The following is a 25,743-nucleotide window of genomic DNA, read 5'->3' as shown; positions in this document are numbered from 1 at the left end:
GAGGGGCGCTTCATGAGGCGTCTGGAGTGGGGCGGGAGGCGGCGCCTGCGGGCGGGGGAGGACGTATCCCCGCGCACTCGGGAGGCTGGAGGTCACCGTACGGGCCCACTACGGGGCTCTGCCGCTCTTTGTCGGCTGGACGCGGACAGGGAAAGGCGGGGAAATCCCGCCGGAAGCTGTCCCGGAAGCACGGTCCCCCGGCCCAAAATCGTCGCGGTGGCGCGCCGAGAGGCGACGCGACCTGGCTCCGTCGCCGACGGCGGAGCGGATCGCGACAAACCACCCCCACGCGCCTTCAGGCGCGCCGCCACCCCTCATGTTTGAGGGGCGGGAATTGCGCAAAACCCGGGCTCATCGAGCCGCGGGATCGCAAACACTTGGCCGATAAGCCAGTTTCACAGTGACCCTGAGCGCCATATGCGCTACGCACAGCGATTATCCCGGAGCTGTATTATGAGCCGTCGCGACAAGAAGCCCCTCGTCAAATCCCGTGGACCCGCCGGTCCGCGCGGCAAGGGTGGGCGCCCGAAGACTGCCGGCACCACGACGTCCGGCGCCAAGCCGGGCCGTCCTAAAGCCGCGCGGTCCGATGGCGAGCGGCAGGAGCGGCCGTCATTCGGCAAGGCCGGCCGCATCAAGAGCGATCGCCCGATGAGCGCGCGCCCGCCGCGCGAGCGCGCCTCCGAGCGGCCGGAGCGTTCCGAGCGTCCGCAGGGCTCGGAGCGTCCCGCGCGCTTTGAACGGTCCGAGCGCCCGCAGCGCAGTGAGCGTCCCGCCGAGCGCGGTTTTGGCGATCGCGCGCAGAGCGCGCGCCCGTCGCGCGAGCGTTCGGCCGCCCGTCCCGAGCGGGCCGAGCGCCCGGAACGATCGCCGCGTCCGGCGTTTCGGCCCCAGCGGCCCGAACCCGCCGCCGAGCGTGGCCGGGGCGATCGCCCCACCTCCGCACGTCCGTCGCGCAACCGCATCGATGCGGCTCTGGATCGCCACGAATGGGGCGATCCGCGCGAGCCCCGCGACACCCGTTTCGAGACCCCCGAACGTGGCGAACGCCAGGCGCGCAGCGCGCGCCCCGAGCGCGCCACAAGCCGTCCGGAACGAACCGAGCGCCCGCAGCGCACCGAACGCTTCGGTAGCGAGCGCCCCGGCAATGACCGTCCGCCGTCGCGCGGCGGCCGGCCGGTGCGCGAGTCGCGCGAGCGCGAGCCCAAGCGCGAGCGTCCGCCGTTCGATCCCGATACCTTCGTGCCGGAGCCCAAGGTCGTCGTGCCGAAGGCGCCGCTGCCGACCGCAGTCGAGATGGCCGTCGTCACCGCCGACGAGGCCGGCATGCGCGTCGATCGCTTCCTCGAGGCGCGCTTTGAAGGCCTGTCGTTCTCCCATATCCAGCGCATCGTCCGCAAAGGCGAGCTGCGCATCAACGGCAAGCGCGCCGATTCCAAGGACCGGCTGGAAGAGGGCCAGACCGTCCGCATTCCGCCGCTGAAGCTCGACGCGCCGAAGGTCGGCGGCGGCGTGCTCTCCGAAGCGGCGCAAAAGACGCTCGATGCCATCAAGGAGATGATCCTGTTCGAGGACGCCGACGTGATGGTGCTGAACAAGCCGGCCGGCTTGGCCGTGCAGGGCGGCTCCGGCACCGTGCGGCATGTGGACGGCATGCTGGAAGTGATGCGCGACGCCAAGGGCCAGAAGCCGCGCCTGGTGCATCGCCTCGACAAGGACACCGCGGGCTGCCTGCTGATCGCCAAGACGCGCTTCGCCGCCACCAAGCTGACCGGCTCGTTCCGCGAGCGCTCGGCACGCAAGATCTATTGGGCGCTGGTCGCCGGTGTGCCGAAGCCGAAGCAGGGCCGCATCTCGACCTATCTCGCCAAGGAAGAGAACGAGGAAGACACCATCATGCGCGTCGCCCAGCACGGCGACGAGGGCGCCAGCCACGCGGTGACGTATTACGCGGTGGTCGAAACCTCCGCGCAAAAACTCGCCTGGGTGTCGCTGAAGCCGGTGACGGGACGGACGCACCAGCTGCGCGCGCACATGGCGCATATCGACCACGCCATCATCGGCGACCCCAAATACTTCAACAAGGAAAACTGGCAGCTGCCGGGTGGCATCCAGAAGAAGCTGCATCTCCTGGCGCGGCGCATCGTCGTGCCGCATCCGCGCGGCGGCTTCATCGATTGCTCCGCGCCGCTGCCGCCGCACATGCTGCAGACCTGGAATCTGCTCGGGCTGGAAGCCGACCGCTTCGACCCGATCGAGAACGCCCCGGAAGAGTAGGGGCCGAGCGGTGTCCGTCTCCACAGCGCCCGATTTCGACGCCGGTTTTCGCGCGCGGCTGCACGATCTGTTCGTGTGGCGCCGCGATGTCAGGCGCTTTCGGACCGACGCATTGCCGCAGGGCGCGATCGAGCGGCTGGTCGAAACCGCCTGCCTGTCGCCGTCGGTCGGCCTCAGCCAGCCGTGGCGCTTCGTCATTGTCGATGACGCCGCTCGTCGCGCCGCGGTGCTGGCGAATTTCACCGCCTGCAATGCCGACGCGCTGGCCAGCTTCTCCGGCGATCTGGCGAAGCTCTATGCCACGCTGAAGCTCGCGGGCCTCAGCGATGCGCCGTGCCATGTCGCTGTCTATGCCGATCGCGCCACCGAGGTCGGGCACGGCGTCGGCCGTCGCACCATGCCGGAAATGGCGGATTATTCGGTGGTCGCGGCGATCTCCACGCTGTGGCTTGCGGCGCGCGCCGAAGGCATCGGCATGGGCTGGGTCTCGATCCTCGATCCCGACGCCGTCACCCAGGCGCTCGACGTCCCCGCCGACTGGCGGCTGATCGGCTATTTCTGCATCGGCTATCCCGTGATGGAATCCGACAGCCCCGAGCTGGAGCGTGTCGGCTGGGAACAGCGACGCCCGCTCGCCGATCACATCATCAGGCGCTGACGCGCGCCGCACTTGAGTTGGTGCGCCGGCATGATCACATGCTATCCATGATCAAAATTCTGCTGCAAAGCCTTTCGATGGTGATGATCCTTGCGGGCACGGCGTCCGCGCAGATCCTGCCGCCCGGCGGGGCGATCCTGACGCCGCCGCCCCCCGCCGCCCCGCCACCGCCGAGTATGGCCGTTCCGGTGGTTCCGAAACTGGATCAGATGCCGACCACGTCGACGGCGCCACGCGCGCGTGGCTCGTTCGGCGATCGCGTCACCGATTGCCTGCAGGACGGCGCGGCCGCAGGTCTTGGCCCAAACGATCGCGCGGCCTATTCGCGCGCCTGCGCCAACCGCTGAGTTGGCGCAGCGATGCGCTTGCACTAGGTTGATTCCATCAACAGGACCATAAAACGCGATGCGTGAATTGTTTGACGAAGTCTACGGGCAGGGCGGGCTCGATCCGGAAGAGGCGGTGCGCCAGTCGACGCGCGGGCCGCAGCGCAAGCGCTTCTATGCGCGCGCCGGAATGGTCGAGGCGCCCGAGGGATTTGCGATCACACTGGACGACAAGACCGTGCGAACGCCGTCGCGCAAGCCGCTGACAGCGCCCGAGCGCAGCATCGCGGAAGCCATCGTAGCCGAATGGGAAGCGCAGCAGGACACCATCAATCCGACGACGATGCCACTGACGCGGCTCGCCAACAGCGTCATCGACGCGGTCGGCGACAACGTCACCGCGGTGAGTGACGACATCGCCAAATATTTCGGCACCGATCTGTTGTTCTACCGCGCCGGCCATCCGCAGGAACTGGTGGCGCGCGAGGCGCAGGCGTGGGATCCGGTGCTGTTCTGGGCCGTCGAGGATTTTGGCGCACACTTCATGCTGGCCGAGGGCATCATCCATGTGCAGCAGCCGGAGAGTTCGATCGCCGCGGCCCGCGCGACGCTGCCGAACGATCCGTGGACCGTCGCGGCGCTGCATCTGGTGACGACGATCACCGGCTCGGCGCTGCTCGCACTGGCCTTGCTGCGCGGCCGGCTCGATGCCGATCAGGTCTGGGCCGCGGCCCATGTCGATGAAGACTGGAACATCGAGCGCTGGGGCGTCGACGGCGAAGTGGCGTCGCGCCGTGCGGCCAAGCTGATCGATTTTCGCGCCGCGGCGCGCGTGGTTGCTGCGCTGGCGCCGCGCGCCGGTTAACGAGGGCTTAACAACGCCGCGCTATCGTTGGTCTCCCGCACCCGGCGAGAGCATCATGGTACTCGGCGTCACTCCAGTCTCACCATACGTCGCCGTCAAAGGCGTACAGGGCGATGTCGGCTTCCGCTCGGGCAGCATCGTCACCGCGCGCGTGGTGAAACTTTTGCCGGACAATCAGGTCCGCATCGCGATCGGTAACGTCGCCGTCGATGTCTCTTCCGAAGTGCCGCTGCAGCCCGGCCAGACCCTGCAGCTCGCGGTATCGCAGGCCGCCGACGGCGTCCGCCTCGCGGTGGTGACGCCGCAGCCGGGATCGACCTCGCAGGCCGGCACGCCGCAAGACAGCGTGACGCTGGCGCCCGAGGCGCAGCTCACGCTGGCCAATGTGCTCACCACATCCAAGGTGACACTGACCGCGCCGGAAGAAGCGGCGGTGTCCACGGCCGCGCAGGTCGCCGCGACTCAGCAGGCCGGACTTGCGACCTTGTTTGCCAATCTCGGCGACGCCGCCGCGTTGCAGAAGCTGCCATTGCCGTTGCAGCAAGCGGTCGCCAACCTGCTGGCGCAACGGCCGCCGCTCGATCAGAATTTGACCGGCGACGAGCTGAAGGCCGCGTTCCAGAACTCCGGCCTGTTTCTCGAAGCATCATTGGCATCCGGCACCGCGCCGTCCGCGACGATGCCCGACATGAAGGCCGCGCTGATCGTGTTCCGGCAATTGCTGTCGAGCGCGCTCGGCGGCCATGTCGCGACCAACGGCGCGGCGTCCTTCGTCGCGACGTCGGAGCAGGGCATGCCGTCAGCGCCCGGCGTCAGCGTCGTCACGGCTGCGCCCGGAACGCCGTCGCCGTCGATCATGCCGGGAATGCTGACGCCGGACGATGTGTTGCAGCAGGCCGGGTTGTTCGCCGTCGAGGATTTTGTCGACTTCACGGGCAAGGCGCAGATGATTCCGCCGCCCGCTAGTTCGCCGGAAATGGCGGCCCGCGTCGCGGCGAGCGGTGCCACGCTCAGCCAGTTGCAGGAAGCGTTGCAGGCGCCGCATCTCGCCGGCAACGGAATCGACGCCGCGCTCGACGAGGGCGCGCTGCTCAATCTGGTGTCGCCGAATGGCAAGCCGCCATCGTCGCTGCCGTCCGAGCTGCTGCTGCGCGGCAGCGTGCCGCCGCCGCCGTTGCGCGGCGCGCTGCCGAGTGCGCAGCCGATGCCGTTGTCCACGCTGCAGCCGAACGCGCCGGTGGCGGTCACGCTGCATCATCTGCTTGCCGATACCGACGCCGCGATCGCCCGCCAGACGCTGCTGCAGGTGGCGTCGTTGCCGGATCGCACTGACGCCACCGCGTCACGGCTCGATGCGGCCGCGCCGCGCTGGAATTTCGAGATCCCGTTCGCGATGCCGCACGGCACCGCGGTGGCGCAGTTCGAGATTTCGCGCGACGGCGGCGGTGATAGCGAGGCCGAAGCCGCGCAGCGCGTCTGGCGCGCGCGGTTCTCGCTCGATGTCGAGCCGGCCGGCCCGGTGCATGCGCTGGTCTCGCTGTCGGGCGACAAGACCTCGGTGCGGCTGTGGGCCGAACGCGCGGCCACCGCGCAGCAATTGCGCGCCGGCTCTTCGCAGCTCGGCCAGGCGCTGTTGCGCGCCGAGCTGCAGCCCGGCGATATCGTGATTCAGGACGGCGCGCCGGTGCAGCCCGCACCAGCTTCGGCCGGCCATTTTGTGGACCGCGCGCTGTGATCGTCGATACCAAGCGCCTGGTCGCGGTCGCGCTGCATTACGACAAGACCGGCGCGCCCATCGTCACAGCGAAGGGCAAGGGCACGATCGGCGCCAAGATCATCGAGATCGCGAAAGCCCACGATATTCCGATCGAGGAAAACGAGGTGCTGGCCGGCGCGCTCTCCAATGTCGATATCGGCGAGGAAATTCCCGCCGAGCTCTACAAGGCGGTGGCCGAAGTGCTGGTCTTCGTGCTGCGGCTGTCGGGCAGGGTGCGCTGACGCTGTCATGATTCCACCACGATGCCGCGCGCATCTGCGCGCTCCATTGCTGACAGGTATTCCCGTGATTACTCGCCGCCACGCGCTCGGCCTGCTGGCCGCCACCGTTGCTTCGCCGGCCTTCGCCCATGTCGCGCCCCAGCGCAGCGAGATCCGCGACAGCCTTGCCAAGCGCTTCACGGACGCCGGCACGGTCGGCACCTTCGTCGGCTACAAGGTCGACGACTATCTGATCGTCGCCAGCGACAAGGAGCGCTCCGGCGAGGCCTTCCTGCCGGCCTCGACCTTCAAGGTCCCGAATTCGCTGATCGCGCTGGAGACCGGTGTGGTCGGCGATCCCGACAAGGACGTCTTCAAATGGGACGGCATCACCCGTAATTTTCCCGGCTGGAATCAGGATCACACGCTGCGCTCGGCGATCGCGGCGTCGGTGGTGCCGGTCTATCAGGAGATCGCGCGGCGCATCGGCGCTGCGCGGATGCAGAAATATCTCCGCGACTTCGACTACGGCAATGCCGACATCAGCGGCGGCATCGACCAGTTCTGGCTGACCGGCGCACTGCGCATCGACCCGATGGAGCAGGTCGATTTCATCGACCGGCTGCGCCGCGGCGCGCTGCCGGTCTCGAAGCGCAGCCAGGATCTGGTGCGCGACATCCTGCCGGTGACCCGCGTGGGGGACGCCGTGATTCGCGCCAAGACCGGGCTGCTCGGCGCCGAAACCGGCCGGCCGTCGCTGGGCTGGCTGGTCGGCTGGGCCGAGAAGGGCGACGCGCAGACCGTGTTCGCGCTCAACCTCGACATCCGCGAGCCTCGCCACGCCGCAGACCGCATGGCGATCGCGCAGGCCTGCCTGACCGACATCGGCGCGCTCTGAGCGGCGCGCCGCGGTGCGGAATTTTCGACCGTTTCCACCGCCGAAAACCCCATGCTACAACCCCAGCCAAAGGCGGCGACCAATCGCCGGACAAACGGGCTGGAGCAGATGAAAGACATTCTCGACACCCTCGAAGACCGTCGCGCCGGTGCGAAACTCGGCGGCGGCGAAAAGCGCATCGAATCCCAGCACGCCAAGGGCAAGCTGACCGCGCGCGAGCGGCTCGAGCTGTTGTTCGACAAGGGCTCGTTCGAGGAATTCGATATGTTCGTCGAGCACCGCTCGGTCGAATTTGGCATGGAGAAGTCCAAGATCCCCGGCGACGGCGTGGTGATCGGCTGGGGCACCGTCAACGGCCGCAAGACCTTCGCCTTCGCCAAGGATTTTACCGTGTTCGGCGGCTCGCTGTCCGAAACCCACGCGCAGAAAATCTGCAAGATCCAGGACATGGCGATGAAGGCCCGCGCGCCGATCATCGGGCTGTACGACGCCGGCGGCGCGCGCATCCAGGAGGGCGTCGCGGCACTCGCCGGCTATTCCTACGTGTTCCGCCGCAACGTGCAGGCCTCCGGCGTGATCCCGCAGATCTCGGTGATCATGGGGCCGTGCGCCGGCGGCGACGTCTATTCACCGGCGATGACCGACTTCATCTTCATGGTGAAGAACACCAGCTACATGTTCGTCACCGGGCCGGACGTGGTGAAGACCGTGACCAACGAGGTCGTCACCGCCGAAGAACTCGGCGGCGCCAGCGTGCACGCGACGCGCTCCTCGATTGCCGACGGCGCGTTCGAGAACGACGTCGAGACGCTGCTGCAGATGCGCCGGCTGATCGACTTTTTGCCGAGCAACAACCAGTCAGGCGTGCCCGAATGGCCGAGCTTCGACGACATCGAGCGCGTCGACATGTCGCTCGACACGCTGATCCCCGATAATCCGAACAAGCCCTATGACATGAAGGAGCTGATCCACAAGGTGGTGGACGAGGGCGACTTCTTCGAGATCTCGGAGACGTTTGCCAAGAACATCGTCACCGGCTTCGGCCGCATCGCCGGCAAGACAGTGGGCTTCGTCGCCAACCAGCCGATGGTGCTGGCCGGCGTGCTCGACAGCGACGCTTCAAGGAAAGCCGCGCGCTTCGTGCGTTTCTGCGACGCCTTCAACATTCCGATCGTCACCTTCGTCGACGTGCCGGGCTTCCTGCCGGGCACTGCGCAGGAATATGGCGGGTTGATCAAGCACGGCGCGAAACTGCTGTTCGCCTATTCGCAATGCACGGTGCCGCTCGTCACCGTGATTACGCGTAAGGCCTATGGCGGCGCGTTCGACGTGATGGCCTCGAAGGAGATCGGCGCCGACATCAACTACGCCTGGCCGACCGCGCAGATCGCCGTGATGGGCGCCAAGGGCGCAGTGGAGATCATCTTCCGGCAGGACATCGGCGACGCCGAGAAGATCGCCGCGCGCACTAAGGAATATGAGGACCGCTTCCTGTCGCCGTTCATCGCCGCCGAGCGCGGCTATATCGACGACGTCATCATGCCGCACTCCACCCGCCGCCGCATCGCACGGGCGCTGGCGATGCTGAAGGACAAGGCCGTGGATGTGCCGATGAAGAAGCACGACAACATGCCGCTTTGACGAGTAGGTTCTGCCAGCAGGGCCGTGAGAGTCGGGGAGTGCGACGCCGACTGTTTTGCGGTGGGGTCCTTACCGCGCATTCTTCTACTCTGCGGACGGTACGGAACCGGCGCATGTCCATGTCCGCAAGGGAGACATGGAATTGAAGGTTTGGCTGCACGACTTGACGATCGCGGTCAATATCGGCTTCCGGCCGCATGAGATCGGCGCTATCATCAGGCAGCTCTGAATGCGTCAAACTGAACTGATGGATGCCTGGAATGAGCACTTTGGAAATTGACGTCGGTGATCTCCGCGCGCGTTCTGTCGAGTGCAGCGCGACCGATTTGATCGTGACATTGCGGGATGGGCGGAAGATTGCAACGCCGCTTGACTGGTATCCCCGCTTGAACGCCGCATCAGCTGCGCAACGCGCTAACTACGAAATCATGCCGATGGGAATTCATTGGCCCGAGATCGACGAGGATCTGAGCATCGCGGGGATGTTGCAGGGCAAGTCGGCGGTAAGGGCGGGCTAACGCCTGGCGCGCCCGAAACGGCTAATACCACGGCCTCCCATCTCCGCTTCGTGTTACAGAGCGGTTCAACCACTCTGGACCACTCCATGCCCCACACCGAAGCGTTGTTGTTTCCGCTGGCCATGATCGCGCTGGTGGCCGAGGCCATGACGGCGGCGCTGGCGGCCGGGCGGCGCAAGATGGACTGGCTTGGCGTCGCCATGCTCGGCTGCATCACCGCGCTCGGCGGCGGTTCGGTGCGCGATGTGCTGCTCGGCCATTATCCGCTGTGGTGGGTCTCCAGTCCCTCTCTGCTTCTGGTGACGGGCGGGGCGGCGCTGCTGACCATTGCGCTTGCGCGTTTCGTGCACCGCTTCCACGCGCTGTTCCTGGTGCTCGACGCCATCGGCCTCGTCGTCTTCACCATCATGGGCTGCAACGTCGCGCTCGGCATGGGCCAGCCGCTGCTGATCGTGGTGGTGGCGGGCATGATCACCGGCTGCGTCGGCGGCGTCCTGCGCGACGTGCTGTGCAACGACGTGCCGCTGCTGTTTCGCAGCGAGCTCTATGCCAGCGTCTCGATCGTTACCGGGCTGCTTTACATCGGCGGCAGCCGGCTCGGCATCAGCCCCGACCTCGTGACCGCCGTAACGTTCCTGGTCGGGCTGACGTTCCGGCTGCTGGCGATCCGGCTCAAGCTGGAAATGCCGAAGTTCGTCTATGACAGCGACGGCCGCTGAAACGCGGCCATGAATTCCCGCCGTCGACGGCCATCGATCCGGCGCTAGTTCATCCCCATGCAGCTCGCATAGAACGTCGTGGTCGAAGGCCAGTCCGAGAACATGCCGCGGATGCCGACCTGCCGGGCGAGCACGTCGAGCACTGTCAATGTGTCGCCATCGCGGTCGATCGCTGATTTGACGGAGGAATGATAGAAGCCGCCGCCTTTGCCGAGCGGGCCGTCGCGCTCCAGCGACCAGCCGATCAAATCGAGGCCGGCTTCTTTCGCGGCTTTGGCGTAGGCGGAGGGGACGATCTCGTTCTTGTCATTCAGCGCCAGCATGGTGGTGATCGGCGGCGCCAGGATCCTGACGCCCTGGGCGCGCAGCTCCGGCATCGACGGCTTCCAGGTTTCGGGCCTGTTGGGATCGAGGCCCTGCTTCTCATAGCGGTCCTCGAGGTAGACGGCCTGCGCCGCAAAATCGGGCGCGGTCTTCACCCAGTACAGGATGTCGGCGAGGGAAAAGCTTTGCGCGAACACGTCGGCGGGCGGAATGCCGGCCTGGCGATAATCGTCGAGCATTTGCGTGGCGTATTTTTCCTGGGTGTAATCGCCGTCGAACGGCATCGGCACTTCCGCGGCCTTCAGCTCCGGCGTGAATTTGGCGCCGAGGCCTTTGATCAGCGCGATGCTGTCGGCGTGGGTCATCAGCGTGCCGGACGCGGCGTAGAGGTCGGTGCGCCAGCGCGGCGTGCCGTTCTGATAGTCCGCAGGCGTCGTGGCGTTGGGGTTGAAGCCGTCCATCTTGGCCGACAGCGTCCTGAACTCTGCCAAAGTGATGTCACTGGTGCAACATTTGGCCGAGGCCTTGCGGCCGGTGGCGGGATCGGCAGGGACGAAACCTTGCGAGCATTTCGCCGCCAGCGCCGGCACCGAGAGGATGTTGGTGGTGGTGTGCAGATCGCATTGCGAATGCCGGCACACCAGCTGGCGGTCTTTCGTAAACGTGACGTCGCATTCGATCACGCCGGCGCCCATTCGCGCTGCGGCGAGATAGGATTCCCGGCTGTGCTCCGGAAATTGCAGCGGTGCGCCGCGATGGGCGATCGAGAAGGCGGTCTTGTGGAACGGCCCGGTGCATTGGGAGAGCTGGGTCTTGAGTGGACCGTCCTTCATCTTGTCGACGAGGTAGAACGGGCGCGGTCCGATCTGCGCCTCGCGCGGCAGCGGAATATCCTGTGCGACTGCAACACCCATCAGGGTCAGCAACCAGAGCGCAGACGGCAAAGCGGTGCGGGGAACGACCGGCATGGTAATCTCCGTAGGACATGATGGGCGGATAAGACCATGGCTGTGTGACGTTCGTGTGCGCGTTCTGACGGTTGCTTTTACTGCAGCGGTTTCTTTTGCGATGTCATTCGCAGATCAGAACGGGCGGCAGCGGCGGGGATCGTCGGAAACTACGGATTCGTGCCTCGACGACCGAGCCAAAAGCCGATTCGATCTGTACAAAAACTGAATGATAGCGGCACCGCGGGATTGACCACGGCGCCGCTGCGGTCATTTCGCCGTGGCGCTGAGAAACGCCAGCATCAGCTCGTTGAACTTTGGCGCGGCGTCGAGAAAGACGAGATGGCCGGCGTCGGGCAACACCTCGACCCTGGCCTTCGGCATCTTGGCGGCGGCGGCCTTCGCGAGGTCGGCGTTCTGGCCCATCTTCGGGCGCAGCACTTCGGGCGCCAGCGGCTTGCCCGGCGCATTGAAGTCATCGCCCCCCATCACGAACAGCGTCGGCTGCGCGATCAGCGGCACTTCAAGCGCCACCGGCTCGCGATAGATCATCTGCGAGGAACTGACGAAGGCATGCAGCCAGCGCGGATAATCCGCGGCGCCCTTGATGTTGAATCGTGCGTCGATCAGCGGCGTCACCTGATCGGGCTGCAGCTTCATCGCATAATTGACCTCAAGTTGCTTGCGATAGCCGTCGGCGGTTAGCTTATCCTCGGTCTCGATGATCTTTTCGGTCGGCGTCGGCGGCACGTAGAGCCGGTAGTCCTCCAGGCCGATCGGCGCTGCCAGCAGCAGATGGTCGATATGGTCGGGATAGGCCCGTGCCAGTCGCACGGCGAGCATGCCGCCCAGCGAATGCGCGACCACGTCGAATTGCGGGATCGCCAGATGGTCCATCAGCGCGATGGTGTTGCGAGCGAGATTGTCGAAATGCAGTTCGCCTGACGGCTTGGAGGATTTTCCGAAACCGATCTGGTCCGGCACCACCACGCGGTAGCCGGCTTCGCTGAGCACGCCGATCACCGGTGCCCAGTAGCTGGAGGGAAAGTTACGGCCGTGCAGCAGCACCACGGTGCGGCCGTTCGGCTTCGCCGACTTGATGTCCATATAGGCCATCTTGAGCGGCTCGCCCTCATTGACCACCGGCAGCATCTGGACCGGATAGGGATAGGCGAAGCCTTCCAGCCCGATTCCGTAGGGCTCGCGCACCGGATCGGCGGCGTGGGCGGTCAGGGGCAGGGTGGCGAGCATGGCGGATAGCAGAAGACGTTTCATCGGGCGGACTCCGGGGATTGGTGGCGCCGGTGTGCTGCCGATTTGCGGCGACATGAAGCCTTCGCGGATCACAAACGCGAACCAGGCGGCGAACCGCGCGGTTCGGGTGATCATCCAATTTTAAGGCGTCGCTGCGACAGTGTGATTCGCACAGCCCTGCAGTCCATGCGAGCGAATAACCGGGTACGGCTTTTCATGTTCGACACCATCATCCTGCTGACCGGCCCCGCCGAACATTCGGTGTTCACGACGCTGCTGCGCGGGCACAATCCCGGCCTGACCGTTCTGCCGGTGTTCACCGCCGACGATCTTGCGGTGATCGAACCGGAGTGGCTGTGTCGGGCGCGGCTGATCGCCTTCACCTCCAGCGTTCCCGTGCCCGGCGCCGTGCTCGATCAACTCGGCTATGGCGCCTATCATTTCCATCCGGGGTCGCCGCAATATCCCGGCAGCTCGCCGGCCCGAGCCGCCCTCGATGACCGCGCAACCGAATTCGGCGGCACCGTGCACCGCCTGGTCGCGCAAGCCGATGCCGGCAGCATTGTCGATGTCGAACGTTTTGCGATCACCGACGACGCCAGTGTCGCCGGCCTCGAAGAGCAGGCCTATACGACACTGGTGACGATGTTCTGGCGGCTCGCCGGCGTGCTTGCAAAACAGCCCGCGCCGCTCGTGGTGCGTGCCGAGCGCTGGGGCGCAACCCGCAACACCCCGGCACGTCGCGCCCGTCCGCCCGGCCCGATGATGGCGGACACCGCCAGCAGCGTCATCACGCTCGCCGCCAGCCATGAACATGGACTCGTTCCGCGCATCGGCCAGGGCTTGCGACCGCGCGCCAGCATCCCGGAGACCGAGACCGAGCCGGCCTGATTGTCCGGGCTCGACACGTAGCCGCGATGCTTGAACCGTCGAGCCGCGGAGGCGGCGTGCGTGACTCAGCCATCGACGTCCTTGAGCTCGCTGAGTTTGCGGTGTGCGGTACCGCGGCCGTATCATCATCCGCGCTCGGAACCGGACGGTACGCCACCGGACACAACCATATACGCGCGACATTCCGATATTGTTGACGACGGCTGGAACGACTTGCCGCGTTGGACGTTACTGCATTTCACCGCCTTACGGGATTGGCGCGAATAAGCGACGACCGGCATGGCGGCTTGGGGCAGAGGCAATTGATGGATGACTAGTGACAGCGATCGGTTTGCAACCGGCGTTCCGGGTCTCGATACCATTCTAGGCGGCGGCGTATTCGACGGCGGGATTTACATCATTCAGGGCGCGCCAGGCGCCGGCAAGACGATCCTTGGCAATCAGATCTGTTTTGCGCAGGCGGCGATGGGCCGCAACGCGCTCTACATTACGTTGCTGGCGGAAAGCCATGCGCGGATGATCGGCCATATGCGCCGCCTGAAATTCTTCGACGAAGCCGCGATCCCGGACCGGATGTCCTATGTCGGCGCCTTCAAGACCCTCGATGATGACGGGCTGCGCGGACTGCTGGACGTCGTCCGGCGCGAGGTTCGTACCCGCAAGGCCAGCATCGTCGTGCTCGACGGCCTTATCACCGTGCATGAAAAGGCCGGGTCCGATCTGGAATTGAAGAAGTTCATCCACGAATTACAGACCCAGGCGTCGTTCAGCAACTGCACCATGTTCCTGCTCACCAGCGCCTTCGATGCCAATACGCATCCGCCCGAGCACACGATGGTGGATGGCCTGATCGAGTTGCGGTCGTCGCTGCATGGCCGTCGCGCCGAGCGATCGCTGCAGGTTCACAAGCTGCGCGGCAGCTGGTTCATGGGCGGCAAGCATTCCTACCGCATCACGGAGAATGGCCACGCAATCTACCCGCGCGTCGAGGCGCTGCTGGAGACGCCGAGCGTCTGGGACAGCGCGGACGGGCCTAAGGTCTCGATAGGCATTCCCGGCGTCGATGCCATGTTCGGCGGCGGGGTCGATACCCATTCGGTGACGGTGGTGCTCGGTCCGTCCGGCTCCGGCAAGACAACTTCCGGCCTGCAGTTCCTGACCGGTGGTCCGGCCGATGAGCCGGCGATGCATTTCGGTTTCCACGAGAACCCGCGCGCACTGACCATCAAGGCGGAGACGCTGAAGCTGCCCCTGACCGAGCGTGGCGATCTGATCAGCCTGCTGTGGCGGCCGCAGACCGAAGCGATCCTCGACGAGGTCGCCACCGAATTGCTCGGCGCCATCAAGGCGCGCGGCGTGCGCCGGCTGGTGATCGACGGCATCGAGGGCTTCTCCAAGTTGACCGACGAGAAGGGCCGCATGGGTTCTTTTTTATCGGCGCTGTGCAACGAGTTGCGCGCGCTCGGGGTTACCACCCTGGCAACGGCGGAAACCGAACATGCCGGCGTGACGCCCGGTCAGCCGCTCAAGGGCATGAACCAGACCGGCCTTTCCGCGGTCGCCGAGAACATCCTCTCGCTGCAACTGGCAGCGCTGCGCTCGGAAAATCACAGGCTCATGACGATCCTGAAATCGCGCGATCGACGAACCGATATGCGGATGCGCCGCTTCGAGATCGGCGAGGGCGGCATCCGGCTCGACGACGATTATCTCCAAGCAGAGAGAATTCTCAGGGATATTTCCAGCCAAGGTCCGGCCACAGCTCCATCGGCGGATCTCAAATTGACTGGAGAATAGGGTGCGTACAGTCCTGATTGTCGAGGACGAATGGGCGATCGCCGACTGGCTGGAAGTCCTGTTGAGCGAAAATGCCTTCAACGTCCTCGTCGCCGGCAACGGCCGTGAGGCGCTCGACATCCTGCACCGGGAAACGCCTGACCTGGTGCTGACCGATTTCATGATGCCGTTCCTCGACGGCGCCGGCCTGATCACCGCGATGGCTGCAAACGAGAAACACCGCGACATCCCGATCGTGATGATGACGTCGCTGCTCGAACATGTCGCCAAGGAACGCGCCGGCAAGTTCCGGGCCTATTTGCGCAAACCGTTTCGCGAGGCCGATCTGATGAAAGTGATCGGCGAGATTTTTCCGGCCTAGCATCGTTGCCTGGGTAAAATTCCTGCGCTGGCGGCCGTCGTCCACATGAAAACGTGTATGATAACCTGAAAGTATTGCGCTGCACGCACTTACTTCCTTGCGAAAACCGCCATCTTGGCGAAATATCGCAGTCTCCGTTTCGTTATTTTCATCACGAAATTGCGTTCTTGATGCGCCGGCTCACTTGCCGAGAATTTTGGTGCGTTGCTCTCGATATCCAACATAGAATGTTTCCACGGGAGTCGAAGGGCACCCAATCGACACGCAATAAAGCCGGGGCGATACGATCCTGGCGGCAGTGAAGAGGATGCGATGGGAATCAACCAGGGCCCGATCAGTCTCGATCAGAAATATACGCAAGGTTCAGGTCATATATTTTTGACCGGCATCCAGGCTCTCGTGCGTTTGCCCATGGCGCAGATTCGCCGCGACCGTGCGCAAGGGCTCAACACCGCCGCCTTCGTCACCGGCTACCGCGGCTCGCCGCTCGGTGGCTATGACCAGCAATTGATGGCGGCGCGAAAACATCTCGAACAGTACGGCGTCAAGTTTCAGCCCGGCGTCAACGAGGATCTCGCAGCCACCGCGATCTGGGGCACGCAGCAGCTCACGCTCTCGCCCGGCGCCAATTACGATGGCGTAGTCGGCATCTGGTATGGCAAGGGCCCTGGCGTCGACCGCTGCGGCGACGTGTTCCGCCATGGTAACGCGGCCGGTTCGGCGAAATTCGGCGGCGTGCTCTGCCTCGCCGGGGACGACCACGGCGCCAAGTCCTCGACGGTGCCGCATCAGTCCGACCACGCTTTCATGTCGGCCTTGATGCCCTATCTCTATCCGTCGTCGATCCACGAGATGATCGAGATGGGCATGCTGGGCATTGCGATGTCGCGCTACTCCGGCTGCTGGGTCGGCATGAAGGTGATCACCGAGACGGTGGAAACTACCGCCGAGATCGACCTCGCCAACGAACTCAAGCCGTTCAACATCCCGACCGACTTCGAAATGCCCGCCGGCGGCCTCAATCTGCGCTGGCCGGACGATCGCTATGACCAGGACCGCCGGCTGCAGGACTACAAGGGCTTTGCCGCGATCGCGTTTGCTCGCGCCAATCACATCAACCGCATCACGATGGATTCGCCGAACGCGCGATTCGGGATCATGGCCTCCGGCAAGAGCTATGAGGACGTGCGCCAGGCTTTGCGCGAACTCGGCGTCACCGAACAGGTCGCCGCAAAAATCGGACTGCGGCTTTACAAGATCGGCATGCCTTGGCCGCTGGAGCCGGAGGGCGTGCGCCAGTTTGCCGCCGGACTCGAGGAGATCTTCATCGTCGAGGAACGCCGCGAGATCGTCGAGAACCAGGTCAAGCAGGAGCTGTTCAATTCGCCCGGCCTGCGTCCGCGCATCGTCGGCAAGATGGACGACAAGGATCACCGCTTCCTGCCGTTCGCCGAAGAACTCAGTGTCGCCAGGGTCGCGACCTCGCTGGTCGACCGCTTGCTGGCGATGGAGATCGATCCGGAGATCGCGGCGTTGCTGCGCGCCAAGGCCGACTGGTTTCACGGTCGCGATGCCTCGCAGGTGCAGGCGGTGGTGCCGATCACCCGCACGCCGTATTTCTGTTCGGGCTGCCCGCACAACACCTCGACCAAAGTACCGGAAGGTAGTCGGGCGCTGGCCGGCATCGGCTGCCACTTCATGTCGCTGTGGATGGATCGTTCGACCGAGACCTTCACCCATATGGGCGGGGAGGGCGTGCCGTGGACCGGCATTGCGCCGTTCACCTCCGAGAAGCACATCTTCGCCAATCTCGGAGACGGCACCTACTTCCATTCCGGCTCGCTGGCGATCCGGCAATCGATCGCCTCCAAAGCCAACATCACCTACAAGATTTTGTATAACGACGCCGTGGCGATGACCGGCGGGCAGAAGCACGACGGCGAACTGTCGCCGCAGCAGATCACCTTCCAGCTCCACGCCGAAGGCATCCGCGACATCTATCTCGTTTCGGAAAATCCGGATGCGTATCCGGCGAAAGATATCGCACCCGGCGTCAGGCTGGCGCATCGCGACGAACTCGACAATGTGATGAAGACCTTGCGCGAAGTGCCGGGCTGTTCGGCGATCGTGTTCGTGCAGACCTGCGCGGCCGAAAAACGCCGCCGCCGCAAGAAGGGCATTCTGGAAGATCCGCAGCGTCGCGTCGTCATCAATCCCGCCGTCTGTGAAGGTTGTGGCGATTGCTCGGTGCAGTCGAACTGCATCTCGGTGGAGCCGCTGGAGACCGAACTCGGCCGCAAACGCACCATCAACCAGTCCTCCTGCAACAAGGACTATTCCTGCCTGCGCGGCTTCTGCCCGTCCTTCGTCACCGTCGATGGCGGCAAGATGCGGCGCAAGGCGCCGGTCGAGCTCGGCAGCATCGGTGCACTGCCGGAGCCGTTGACGCGCCCCGGGCTTGAGCGGCCGTACAATGTCGCGGTTGGCGGCGTCGGCGGCACCGGTGTGCTGACGATCGGCGCGCTGCTCGGCATGGCCGCGCATATCGAGGGCAAGGCCAGCATGATCCTGGATATGTCGGGCCTCGCGCAAAAGGGCGGCGCGGTGCTCAGCCATGTCAGGCTTGCATCTACCACGGAGGAGGTGACCTGTTCGCGCATCGTCACCGGCACCGCCGATCTGCTGATCGCCGCCGACGAAGTCGTCGCCGTTGCGAAGGACACCATCGGGCTCTGCGAGTCCGGCCGCACCTTCGGCGTCGTCAACACCCATCTCATTCCGATCGCGGATTTCGTGCGCAACCGCGATTTCAATTTCCAGTCGCGCAAGGTGAACGACGTGCTGGAACGGTCGTTGCGCCCGCAGTCCACATTCCTGGATTTCACCAAGGCCGCCGAAGCGCTGCTCGGCGATTCCATTGCTACCAACATGATGATGATGGGCTTTGCCTATCAGCAGGGCCTGCTGCCGCTGCAGGCGGCGTCCATCGAGCAGGCGATCGAACTCAACGGCGTGTCGATCAAGATGAATATGCTGGCGTTCCAGCTCGGCCGTCTGGCGTCCGCCGATCCGGCGCGGCTTGCGTCGATGCAGAAGGGCGCCGACGAAACCGTTGCGCCGAAGACGCTGGATGAAATGTCGCTCGACGAGATCATCGGGCATCGCAGCGCGATGCTGACCGACTATCAGAACGCCCCGCTGGCGGCGCGTTACCGCACGCTGGTCGATCGCGTTCGCCATGCTGCGATGCAGGGCGGTTATGACGACGAACTGCCGCGGGCCGTGGCGATCAATTATGCCAAGCTGCTCGCCTACAAGGACGAGTATGAGGTCGCGCGGCTTTACACCGACGGCAAATTTGCCAGACAGGTCGCCTCGCAATTTGAAGGTGATTACAAGATCAGCATCAACCTCGCGCCGCCGATGCTGCCCGGCAAGGACGCCACCGGCCGCCCGAAGAAGCGCGCGTTCGGCGCCTGGATTCTGCCGGCGTTCCGCGTGCTGGCCCGCCTGCGCGGGCTGCGCGGCACGGTGTTCGATCCGTTCGCCGGCACCGCCGAGCGCAAGATGGAGCGCGACCTGATTGCGGGGTACGAGAAGGACGTCGATACCGTGCTCGGGCTGTTGTCGCCGCTGACGGTGGATACCGCGGTGGCGCTGCTGTCGCTCCCCGACCAGATCCGCGGCTACGGCTTCATCAAGGATGCCTCGGTGGCGGCGGCCAGAATCCGCTATGCGGAATTGGCGCGCGATCTGGTGAACCCGCCGCCGGCGCCGCGCCAGATCGCGGCGGAGTAGGGCGCCATTCCGCTCCGCGAAATCTGCTTCCGCAAAGCCGCCGCGCGTTTGCGCGGCTTGCCAATGGGGCGATGACGCGCCAAGACTTTCTGCGGGAACGAAACACCACGGAGAATTTCTTGACCATCAAAGGCAAGGCGTACATCGCCGGGATCTACGAGCATCCGACCCGGCACGCACCCGACAAATCTCTCGCGCAATTGCATGCCGAAGTCGCCAAGGGCGCGCTCGAAGACGCCGGGCTGACACACAAGGATGTCGACGGCTACTTCTGCGCCGGCGACGCGCCGGGCGGGTTGTGGCCGATGGTCGACTATCTCGGCCTCAAGCCGCGCCATGTGGATTCCACCGAAACGGGCGGCTGCTCCTACATCATCCATCTCGGCCATGCCGCGCAGGCGATCGCCGCCGGCAAATGCTCGATCGCACTCGTGACGCTCGCCGGCAAGCCGCGCACCAGCGCAATGCCGCCGCGCATACAGGGCGCCGAGGCCGACTTCGAGACGGCGTTCGGCGCGACCACCCACAACGCCTATGGGATGTGCGCCATGCGGCACATGCACGACTACGGCACCACCAGTGAACAGCTCGCCTGGATCAAGGTCGCCGCCTCGCATCACGCGCAATACAATCCCCATGCAATGCTGAAGGATGTCGTCACCGTCGAGGACGTCATCAACTCGCCGATGATCTCCGATCCGCTGCACCGGCTCGACTGCTGCGTTGTCTCCGATGGCGGCGGCGCGATGATCGTGACGACGCCGGAAATTGCCAGGAGCCTGAAGAAGCCGTTGGTGCGCCTGATCGGCCATGGCGAGGCGATGAAGGGCCCGCGCGGCGGCAAGGATCTCGACCTGACCTACTCGGCCGGCGTGTGGTCCGGTCCGCGCGCCTTCGAGGAGGCCGGCGTCACGCCGCAGGACATGAAGTACGCCTCGATCTATGACAGTTTCACCATCACCGTCCTGATGCAGCTCGAGGATCTCGGCTTCTGCAAGAAGGGCGACGGCGGCAAGTTCGTCTCCGACGGCAACCTGATCTCCGGCGTCGGCAAGCTGCCCTTCAACACCGATGGCGGCGGGCTGTGCAGCAACCATCCGGTCAACCGTGGCGGCATGACCAAGATCCTCGAAGCCGTGCGGCAGCTGCGCGGCGAAGCCCATCCCAAGGTGCAGGTTCCGAATTGCGATCTCGCCATCGCGCATGGCACCGGTGGCCTGCTCGGCGTGCGCCATGCCGCCTCGACCGCCATTCTGGAGCGCGTGTAATGACTGAAGCCAAGAAGTACCCGACCCCGGTCGGAAATCCCGAAACGCAGCCGTTCTGGGATGCCGCGAAGGAAGGCAAGTTCCTGATCAAGCGCTGCAAGGCGTGTGGCGAGGCGCATTTCTTTCCGCGCTCGATCTGCCCGTTCTGTTTTTCCGACGAGACGGTATGGGAACAGAGCTCCGGCGAGGCCGAGATCTACACCTTCAGCCACATGCGCAAATCGGCGACCGGCCCCTACGTGATCGCCTATGTCACCCTGAAGGAAGGCCCCTCGGTGCAGACCAACATCGTCGATTGCGATCCGGCGACGGTGAAGATCGGTCAGAAGGTCAAGGTGGTATGGAAGCCGACCGATGGCGCGCCACTGCCGTTCTTCACGCCCATGTAGCTTCTTGTTTCCCCTCCCCCTCGTGGGGGAGGGTGGCACGGACGAAGTCCGTGACGGGAGAGGGGGCGCCACAAGCGTTGACGCCCGTGGCACCCCTCTCCCATCACAGTCCGGAACGGCGACAGCGCAGCCCTCTCCCACAAAGGGGAGAGGGCACCACGACTGGCGCCGCGAAGAAATAAAAACAGAGGAAACCACCCCATGCCGATCAACTACGATGCGATGATGGCGATGACCAATTTCGGTCAGCCCTACGCCTACACCGACCGCGACGTGATGCTGTACGCCTATGGCATCGGCCTTGGCGCCGATCCGATGGACGAGCGTGAGCTCTCCTTCGTCAACGAGGCCTATTACACAGAGCGCCCGCTGAAAGTGGTGCCGACCTTCGCCTCGGTGGCAGCTTGGGGCGCCGGTCCCGGCGAGATGAATCTCAACAAGGTGCTGGTGGTCGATGGCGAGCGCGACATCACCTTCCACCGGCCGATGCCGGCCGCCGCCAGGATCACTGCCGACTCGTCCGTCCTTGACGTATTTGACAAGGGCAAGGAGAAGGGCGTGGTGATCCGCCACAAGACGGTTTTGCGCGACGAGAGCGGCGCCGAACTCGCGACCCTCGTAGCGTCGCGCTTCGCCCGTGGCGATGGCGGCTTCGGCGGTCCCGCCGGCAAGCAGCCCGAACCGCACGCGATGCCGACCCGCGCGCCGGACCAGAGCGTCGAGATCTCGACCCGGCCGGACCAGGCGCTGGTCTATCGGCTCTGCGGCGACCGCAACCCGCTGCATTCCGATCCGGATTTTGCCAAACGCGCCGGCTTCCCGCGCCCGATCCTGCACGGCATGTGCACTTATGGCCTGACCTGTCGCGGCGTGCTGCAGACCTATGCCGATTACGACCCCGCCGCGTTCAAGCAGCATGCGGTACGGTTCTCGTCGCCGGTCTATCCCGGTGAGACCGTGACCATGGACCTGTGGAAGGACGGTAGCGTGGTGTCGTTCGAGGCCAGGGTGAAAGAGCGCAACGTTACCGTCATCAAGAGCGGCCGCACCGTGCTGGCCTGACGCGGAAGCGGGCAGGACAAGCCCGCTCTTTCGCTCTAGAATGCCGCATCATTCACCGAGGCCCATCATGAAACTGACCCCCAAAGCCGCCGGCACCTTCGCCATTGCCCCGACGCCGTTCTTTGAAGACGGCCGCGTCGATGACGGCTCGATCGACCGTCTGACCGACTTCTATGCCGAAGCCGGCTGCGACGGCATCACCGTGCTCGGCATCATGGGCGAAGCGCCGAAGCTGGAAGCCGCGGAAGCCGAGGCGGTGGCCAAGCGTTTCGTCAAGCGCGCCGCTAGCAAGATGCAGATTATCGTCGGCGTGTCGTCGCCGGGCTTCGCCGCGATGCGCTCGCTGGCTCGCGCCTCGATGGACGCCGGCGCCGCGGGCGTGATGATCGCGCCGCCGCCGACGCTGCGCACCGACGACCAGATCACCACCTATTTCAAGCAGGCCGAGGAAGCCATCGGCGCTGACATCCCGTGGGTGCTGCAGGACTATCCGCTGACGCTGACCGTGGTGATGACCCCTGCGGTGATCCGCAAGATCGTGATGGACTCGAAGTCCTGCGTGATGCTGAAGCACGAGGACTGGCCGGGCCTGGAGAAAATCACCGCGTTGCGCGGCTTCCAGAAGGACGGATCGTTGCGCGAGCTGTCGATTCTCACCGGCAATGGTGGCCTGTTCCTCGACTTCGAGATGGAGCGCGGCGCCGACGGCGCGATGACCGGCTATGCCTTCCCGGAATTGCTGGTTGATGTGGTGAACTTCCAGAAGAACGGCGAGCGCGACAAGGCGCACGACCTGTTCGACGCGCATCTGCCGCTGATCCGCTACGAGCAGCAGCCGGCCATCGGTCTCGCCGCCCGCAAATACGTGCTGCACAAGCGCGGCGTGATCGCCTCGCCGGCGCAGCGCAAGCCGGGGTCGAGCATCACGGTCACCGCCAAGGCCGAGATCGACTACCTGTTGTCGCGCGTCGCCCGCTTCGACAAGCGCGCCAACCTGCAGCCGCAGTCCAGCGCGGCGGAATAGGTGTAGGGCGGGTTAGGGCGCCCTTGCGCCGTAACCCGCCATCACAAGGTACGATCGGGGCAATGGTGGGTTACGCGCAAGGGCGCTAACCCACCCTACGCATCGCGCATCATCAAGAATGCCGTTCAGGGAGTTCTCATCATGCCCACCGAGCCCGGCGTTGCACGGCCTGCGTCCACCATCCTGCTGTTGCGGCAGGGCGACGCCGACGCCATCGAAGTGTTCATGATGCTGCGGCACTACCAGATCGAGTTCGCCTCCGGTGCGCTGGTTTTTCCTGGCGGCAGCGTCGATCCCGGCGACCAGGATATCGTCGCACGGCCGGAGCTCTATGCCGGCGTCGATGGCGATGACGAGGCAACGCTGAAGTTTCGTATCGCCGCGATCCGCGAGACTTTTGAAGAAAGCCGCATCCTGCTCGCGCGCCCGCGCGGCTCGGCTGAACTGATCGACGCGAAACGCGCCGGCGAGATCGCCGACGCCCATCGCGATGCGCTCAATGACGGCCAGGTCAAGTTCGCCGATATCCTTGCCGACAATGGTCTCGTGCTCGCGCTCGATCTGCTGGTGCCCTATGCCCACTGGATCACGCCGGAGGGCATGAAGAAGCGCTTCGACACCTGGTTCTATCTCGCCGAAGCGCCGCCCGAGCAGGTTGGCCTGCACGACGGCAAGGAGGCGACCGACTCGATCTGGCTGTCGCCGCGCGAGGCGCTGGAGGGCGGCGCCTCGGGGCGCTTCACGCTGCCGTTTCCGACGACGCGCAACCTGATCAAGCTCGGCCGGCAACCGGGCGTGGCCGCGGCGCTCGACGGCGCGCGCGCAAACACAATAGTCACGGTGATGCCGGTCCTAGCCCGGGACGGCGACAAGCGCACGCTGCGGATTCCGCTCGAGGCCGGCTACGACGGCGAAGTTTTCGAACTGACCGGCGCGCCGTAGCAGACGCTCGCGCGGAACTATCCACGTCATTGCGAGGAGCCACTTGGCGACGAAGCAATCCAGTTCTTTCCACGCGTGCCGCTTTCTGGATTGCCGCGTCGCTTTGCTTCTCGCAATGACGGGGAAAGGCCTGGGTAAATCTATCCCGCCTTGGCCTGCTTCGCGCCCGCGTTTTCCCAGAACGGTTTTCGCAGTTCGCGCTTCAGCACCTTGCCGGCGCCGGACAGCGGGAACGGCTCCTGGCGTACCTCGACGCTGCGCGGGCATTTGTAGCCGGCGATCCGGTCCCGGCAGAAGGCGATGATCTCCGCGGCATTCACGGCATGGTCGGGCTTGGTGATGACGAAGGCATGCACCGTCTCGCCCCATTGCGGATCGGGGATGCCGATCACCGCGCATTGCGCCACCGCCGGATGCTGCGCGACGGCGTTCTCGACCTCGATCGAATACACGTTCTCGCCACCGGAAATGATCATGTCCTTCATCCGGTCGACCAGATAGATATAGCCCTCGTCATCCCTGTAGCCGCCGTCGCCGGTGTGCATCCAGCCGTCGATCACGGCCTTCGCGGTCTCTTCCGGCCGCTCCCAGTAGCCCATCATCACATTGGCGCCGCGCACCGCGACTTCGCCGACCACGCCGTTCGCCACCGGCCGGCGGTCGGCATCGACGATTGCTACCTCGCAGCCGACCGCGGCGCGACCACAGGCGCGCTGCCGACCTTTCGCGAACGCCGCCTCGCCAAAATGCTGGTCCCACGGCAGATGCGTCGCCAGCGGCGATAGCTCGGTCATGCCGTAGAGCTGGTGGAATTCCGTCCCCGGCATGCCGGCCATCGCGCGCTTCAGCAGCGTCTCGTTGATCGGGGACGCCCCGTACATCATCTGCTTCAGCGAACTGAGATCTGCCTCGGGAAAAGCGGGGTGATCGACCAGCATCTGGATCATGGTCGGCACGATTAGCGTTGCCGTGACCTTCTCGCGGGCGATGGTCGCCAGCACCAGTTCGGGATTGAAGACGCGGACGATGACGTTGGTGCCGCCGGACAGCAGCAAGGCGAACATCGCGCCGCCATTGGCGACGTGAAACATCGGCGCGGCGTTGAGATAGATCGTGCCCAGCGGCACCAGCCCTTCGGCCAGCATGTGCAGCGAGTTGACGACGATGTTGCCGTGGCTGAGCATCACGCCCTTGGAGCGCCCCGTGGTGCCGCCGGTGTAGAAGATGCCGGCGAGGTCGTCGCGGCCCCGCATGGCGTCGGCGACGGGTTCGCTGTCGCGGATCAGTTGCTCGTAATCATGCGCCCCGGCGGGGCCTGCCGCGTCGTCGGCATGGATCAGCGCGAGCGGCATGGCCTTCGCCAGATCGACGCCCATCGCGGCAAAGGCGCTATCGACCACCAGCGCGCTGGCGCGGCAGTCCAACAGCGAATCGGCGATCTCGGCGTGGCTCCAGCGGACATTGGTCGGCACCACCACGGCGCCGGCTGAGGCAATGCCGAGATAGAGTTCGAGATAGCGGTCAGAATTCAGCATCAGTACCGCCACGCGGTCGCCGGCACCGATGCCGAGCGTCTGCAGCGCCCCGGCCAGCCGGGAGACGCGCTCGCCGACCTCACGCCAGGTGCGCCGCCGCTCGCCGTCGATGGTGGCCATGCCCTCGGGATTGACCTGTAGCGCCCGGCGCAGGCCCTGGGTGATGTTCATGGAATTCTCCCTATCACGGCGCTGCGGATGCTGGTTGCATCTCTGGCCGGCGGCGATCATAGCCGCGGTCGGGGATGCCGCAAGCGGCCAGCGGGCGCCGT

At 65.1% G+C, this 25,743-nt stretch carries 23 protein-coding genes; 20 read left to right on the top strand and 3 right to left on the bottom strand.

What is annotated here, in order from left to right:
* Positions 1–975: 975 nt before the first annotated feature.
* The 11 genes from FIU28_RS16225 (at position 976) to FIU28_RS16175 (ending at position 9,879) form a co-directional block, all read left to right on the top strand.
* Positions 976–2,277 (top strand): RluA family pseudouridine synthase, encoded by a 1,302-nt coding sequence (locus tag FIU28_RS16225; protein WP_441351632.1) that lies wholly within the window; start codon positions 976–978, stop codon positions 2,275–2,277.
* Between the two features lie 10 nt (positions 2,278–2,287).
* Entirely contained in the window at positions 2,288–2,935 is a 648-nt protein-coding gene (gene bluB / locus FIU28_RS16220; protein ID WP_143574254.1) for a 5,6-dimethylbenzimidazole synthase, read from the top strand.
* 47 nt (positions 2,936–2,982) lie between these two features.
* The gene (locus tag FIU28_RS16215) at positions 2,983–3,282 is read left to right on the top strand and encodes a hypothetical protein (RefSeq protein WP_246660701.1); all 300 of its coding nucleotides are present in this window, start codon (positions 2,983–2,985) and stop codon (positions 3,280–3,282) included.
* A gap of 58 nt (positions 3,283–3,340) precedes the next feature.
* The gene (locus FIU28_RS16210) at positions 3,341–4,126 is read left to right on the top strand and encodes an ATP12 family chaperone protein (protein ID WP_143574252.1); all 786 of its coding nucleotides are present in this window, start codon (positions 3,341–3,343) and stop codon (positions 4,124–4,126) included.
* Positions 4,127–4,181: 55 nt separating this feature from the next.
* A complete protein-coding gene (gene fliK / locus FIU28_RS16205) occupies positions 4,182–5,861 on the top strand; it encodes a flagellar hook-length control protein FliK (protein ID WP_143574251.1) in 1,680 nt (559 codons plus the stop codon).
* Positions 5,858–6,124: an EscU/YscU/HrcU family type III secretion system export apparatus switch protein gene (locus FIU28_RS16200; RefSeq protein ID WP_143574250.1), complete on the top strand. Its 267-nt coding sequence runs from the start codon at positions 5,858–5,860 to the stop codon at positions 6,122–6,124. The genes fliK and FIU28_RS16200 overlap by 4 nt, the downstream gene beginning before the upstream one ends.
* A 64-nt stretch (positions 6,125–6,188) precedes the next feature.
* Complete coding sequence (blaOXA, locus tag FIU28_RS16195; protein ID WP_143574249.1) at positions 6,189–7,001, top strand: class D beta-lactamase; 813 nt, start codon at positions 6,189–6,191, stop codon at positions 6,999–7,001.
* Positions 7,002–7,109: 108 nt separating this feature from the next.
* Positions 7,110–8,642: an acyl-CoA carboxylase subunit beta gene (locus tag FIU28_RS16190; RefSeq protein WP_143576226.1), complete on the top strand. Its 1,533-nt coding sequence runs from the start codon at positions 7,110–7,112 to the stop codon at positions 8,640–8,642.
* Between the two features lie 55 nt (positions 8,643–8,697).
* On the top strand, positions 8,698–8,871 hold the full coding sequence (locus tag FIU28_RS16185) for a DUF4160 domain-containing protein (RefSeq protein ID WP_143574248.1): 174 nt from the start codon (positions 8,698–8,700) through the stop codon (positions 8,869–8,871).
* Between the two features lie 31 nt (positions 8,872–8,902).
* A complete protein-coding gene (locus FIU28_RS16180) occupies positions 8,903–9,160 on the top strand; it encodes a DUF2442 domain-containing protein (RefSeq protein ID WP_143574247.1) in 258 nt (85 codons plus the stop codon).
* 86 nt (positions 9,161–9,246) lie between these two features.
* Entirely contained in the window at positions 9,247–9,879 is a 633-nt protein-coding gene (locus FIU28_RS16175; protein WP_143574246.1) for a trimeric intracellular cation channel family protein, read from the top strand.
* Positions 9,880–9,923: 44 nt separating this feature from the next.
* Here FIU28_RS16175 and FIU28_RS16170 read toward each other — a convergent pair whose 3' ends face one another.
* Complete coding sequence (locus FIU28_RS16170) at positions 9,924–11,117, bottom strand: glycerophosphodiester phosphodiesterase family protein (protein WP_168203087.1); 1,194 nt, start codon at positions 11,115–11,117, stop codon at positions 9,924–9,926.
* A gap of 303 nt (positions 11,118–11,420) precedes the next feature.
* Complete coding sequence (locus FIU28_RS16165; protein ID WP_143574244.1) at positions 11,421–12,425, bottom strand: alpha/beta fold hydrolase; 1,005 nt, start codon at positions 12,423–12,425, stop codon at positions 11,421–11,423.
* A 195-nt stretch (positions 12,426–12,620) separates the two neighbouring features.
* Here FIU28_RS16165 and FIU28_RS16160 point away from each other — a divergent pair, with 195 nt between their 5' ends.
* From FIU28_RS16160 to FIU28_RS16120, 9 genes are all read left to right on the top strand, one after another.
* The gene (locus FIU28_RS16160; protein WP_143574243.1) at positions 12,621–13,295 is read left to right on the top strand and encodes a methionyl-tRNA formyltransferase; all 675 of its coding nucleotides are present in this window, start codon (positions 12,621–12,623) and stop codon (positions 13,293–13,295) included.
* A gap of 309 nt (positions 13,296–13,604) precedes the next feature.
* On the top strand, positions 13,605–15,092 hold the full coding sequence (locus FIU28_RS16155) for an RAD55 family ATPase (protein WP_143574242.1): 1,488 nt from the start codon (positions 13,605–13,607) through the stop codon (positions 15,090–15,092).
* A 1-nt stretch (position 15,093) separates the two neighbouring features.
* Positions 15,094–15,453: a response regulator gene (locus FIU28_RS16150; protein WP_168204674.1), complete on the top strand. Its 360-nt coding sequence runs from the start codon at positions 15,094–15,096 to the stop codon at positions 15,451–15,453.
* Positions 15,454–15,765: 312 nt separating this feature from the next.
* Positions 15,766–19,251 (top strand): indolepyruvate ferredoxin oxidoreductase family protein, encoded by a 3,486-nt coding sequence (locus FIU28_RS16145; protein ID WP_143574240.1) that lies wholly within the window; start codon positions 15,766–15,768, stop codon positions 19,249–19,251.
* A 119-nt stretch (positions 19,252–19,370) separates the two neighbouring features.
* Positions 19,371–20,519, top strand: a complete 1,149-nt coding sequence (locus FIU28_RS16140; RefSeq protein WP_143574239.1) for a thiolase domain-containing protein — start codon at positions 19,371–19,373, stop codon at positions 20,517–20,519.
* The gene (locus FIU28_RS16135) at positions 20,519–20,908 is read left to right on the top strand and encodes a Zn-ribbon domain-containing OB-fold protein (RefSeq protein ID WP_143574238.1); all 390 of its coding nucleotides are present in this window, start codon (positions 20,519–20,521) and stop codon (positions 20,906–20,908) included. Before FIU28_RS16140 ends, FIU28_RS16135 begins: the two co-directional genes overlap by 1 nt.
* Before the next feature lie 201 nt (positions 20,909–21,109).
* Positions 21,110–21,970, top strand: a complete 861-nt coding sequence (locus tag FIU28_RS16130; protein ID WP_143574237.1) for a MaoC family dehydratase — start codon at positions 21,110–21,112, stop codon at positions 21,968–21,970.
* Positions 21,971–22,037: 67 nt separating this feature from the next.
* Complete coding sequence (locus tag FIU28_RS16125; RefSeq protein WP_143574236.1) at positions 22,038–22,994, top strand: dihydrodipicolinate synthase family protein; 957 nt, start codon at positions 22,038–22,040, stop codon at positions 22,992–22,994.
* Positions 22,995–23,135: 141 nt separating this feature from the next.
* Positions 23,136–23,936 (top strand): NUDIX hydrolase, encoded by an 801-nt coding sequence (locus tag FIU28_RS16120; RefSeq protein ID WP_143574235.1) that lies wholly within the window; start codon positions 23,136–23,138, stop codon positions 23,934–23,936.
* A 140-nt stretch (positions 23,937–24,076) separates the two neighbouring features.
* Here the strand turns inward: FIU28_RS16120 and FIU28_RS16115 are convergent, their stop codons facing one another.
* A complete protein-coding gene (locus FIU28_RS16115; RefSeq protein ID WP_143574234.1) occupies positions 24,077–25,642 on the bottom strand; it encodes a long-chain-fatty-acid--CoA ligase in 1,566 nt (521 codons plus the stop codon).
* Positions 25,643–25,743 lie beyond the last annotated feature (101 nt).

Origin of the sequence: Tardiphaga sp. vice154, from assembly GCF_007018645.1 — a bacterium.
In the GTDB taxonomy this organism is placed as follows: domain Bacteria; phylum Pseudomonadota; class Alphaproteobacteria; order Rhizobiales; family Xanthobacteraceae; genus Tardiphaga.
Note: the sequence above shows the minus strand (reverse complement) of the source record. Positions and strands in the feature narration are given on the sequence as shown.

What these genes read in the sequence shown, in the direction of transcription:
- FIU28_RS16155 (WP_143574242.1), top strand. Translation starts at nt 13,605, where the DNA reads ATGACTAGTGACAGCGATCGGTTTGCAACCGGCGTTCCGGGTCTCGAT.
- FIU28_RS16170 (WP_168203087.1), bottom strand. Translation starts at nt 11,117, where the DNA reads ATGGGTGTTGCAGTCGCACAGGATATTCCGCTGCCGCGCGAGGCGCAG.
- FIU28_RS16125 (WP_143574236.1), top strand. Translation starts at nt 22,038, where the DNA reads ATGAAACTGACCCCCAAAGCCGCCGGCACCTTCGCCATTGCCCCGACG.
- FIU28_RS16120 (WP_143574235.1), top strand. Translation starts at nt 23,136, where the DNA reads ATGCCCACCGAGCCCGGCGTTGCACGGCCTGCGTCCACCATCCTGCTG.
- fliK (WP_143574251.1), top strand. Translation starts at nt 4,182, where the DNA reads ATGGTACTCGGCGTCACTCCAGTCTCACCATACGTCGCCGTCAAAGGC.
- FIU28_RS16215 (WP_246660701.1), top strand. Translation starts at nt 2,983, where the DNA reads ATGATCAAAATTCTGCTGCAAAGCCTTTCGATGGTGATGATCCTTGCG.
- FIU28_RS16190 (WP_143576226.1), top strand. Translation starts at nt 7,110, where the DNA reads ATGAAAGACATTCTCGACACCCTCGAAGACCGTCGCGCCGGTGCGAAA.
- FIU28_RS16135 (WP_143574238.1), top strand. Translation starts at nt 20,519, where the DNA reads ATGACTGAAGCCAAGAAGTACCCGACCCCGGTCGGAAATCCCGAAACG.
- FIU28_RS16115 (WP_143574234.1), bottom strand. Translation starts at nt 25,642, where the DNA reads ATGAACATCACCCAGGGCCTGCGCCGGGCGCTACAGGTCAATCCCGAG.
- FIU28_RS16180 (WP_143574247.1), top strand. Translation starts at nt 8,903, where the DNA reads ATGAGCACTTTGGAAATTGACGTCGGTGATCTCCGCGCGCGTTCTGTC.
- FIU28_RS16175 (WP_143574246.1), top strand. Translation starts at nt 9,247, where the DNA reads ATGCCCCACACCGAAGCGTTGTTGTTTCCGCTGGCCATGATCGCGCTG.
- FIU28_RS16145 (WP_143574240.1), top strand. Translation starts at nt 15,766, where the DNA reads ATGGGAATCAACCAGGGCCCGATCAGTCTCGATCAGAAATATACGCAA.
- FIU28_RS16160 (WP_143574243.1), top strand. Translation starts at nt 12,621, where the DNA reads ATGTTCGACACCATCATCCTGCTGACCGGCCCCGCCGAACATTCGGTG.
- FIU28_RS16210 (WP_143574252.1), top strand. Translation starts at nt 3,341, where the DNA reads ATGCGTGAATTGTTTGACGAAGTCTACGGGCAGGGCGGGCTCGATCCG.
- FIU28_RS16130 (WP_143574237.1), top strand. Translation starts at nt 21,110, where the DNA reads ATGCCGATCAACTACGATGCGATGATGGCGATGACCAATTTCGGTCAG.
- FIU28_RS16165 (WP_143574244.1), bottom strand. Translation starts at nt 12,425, where the DNA reads ATGAAACGTCTTCTGCTATCCGCCATGCTCGCCACCCTGCCCCTGACC.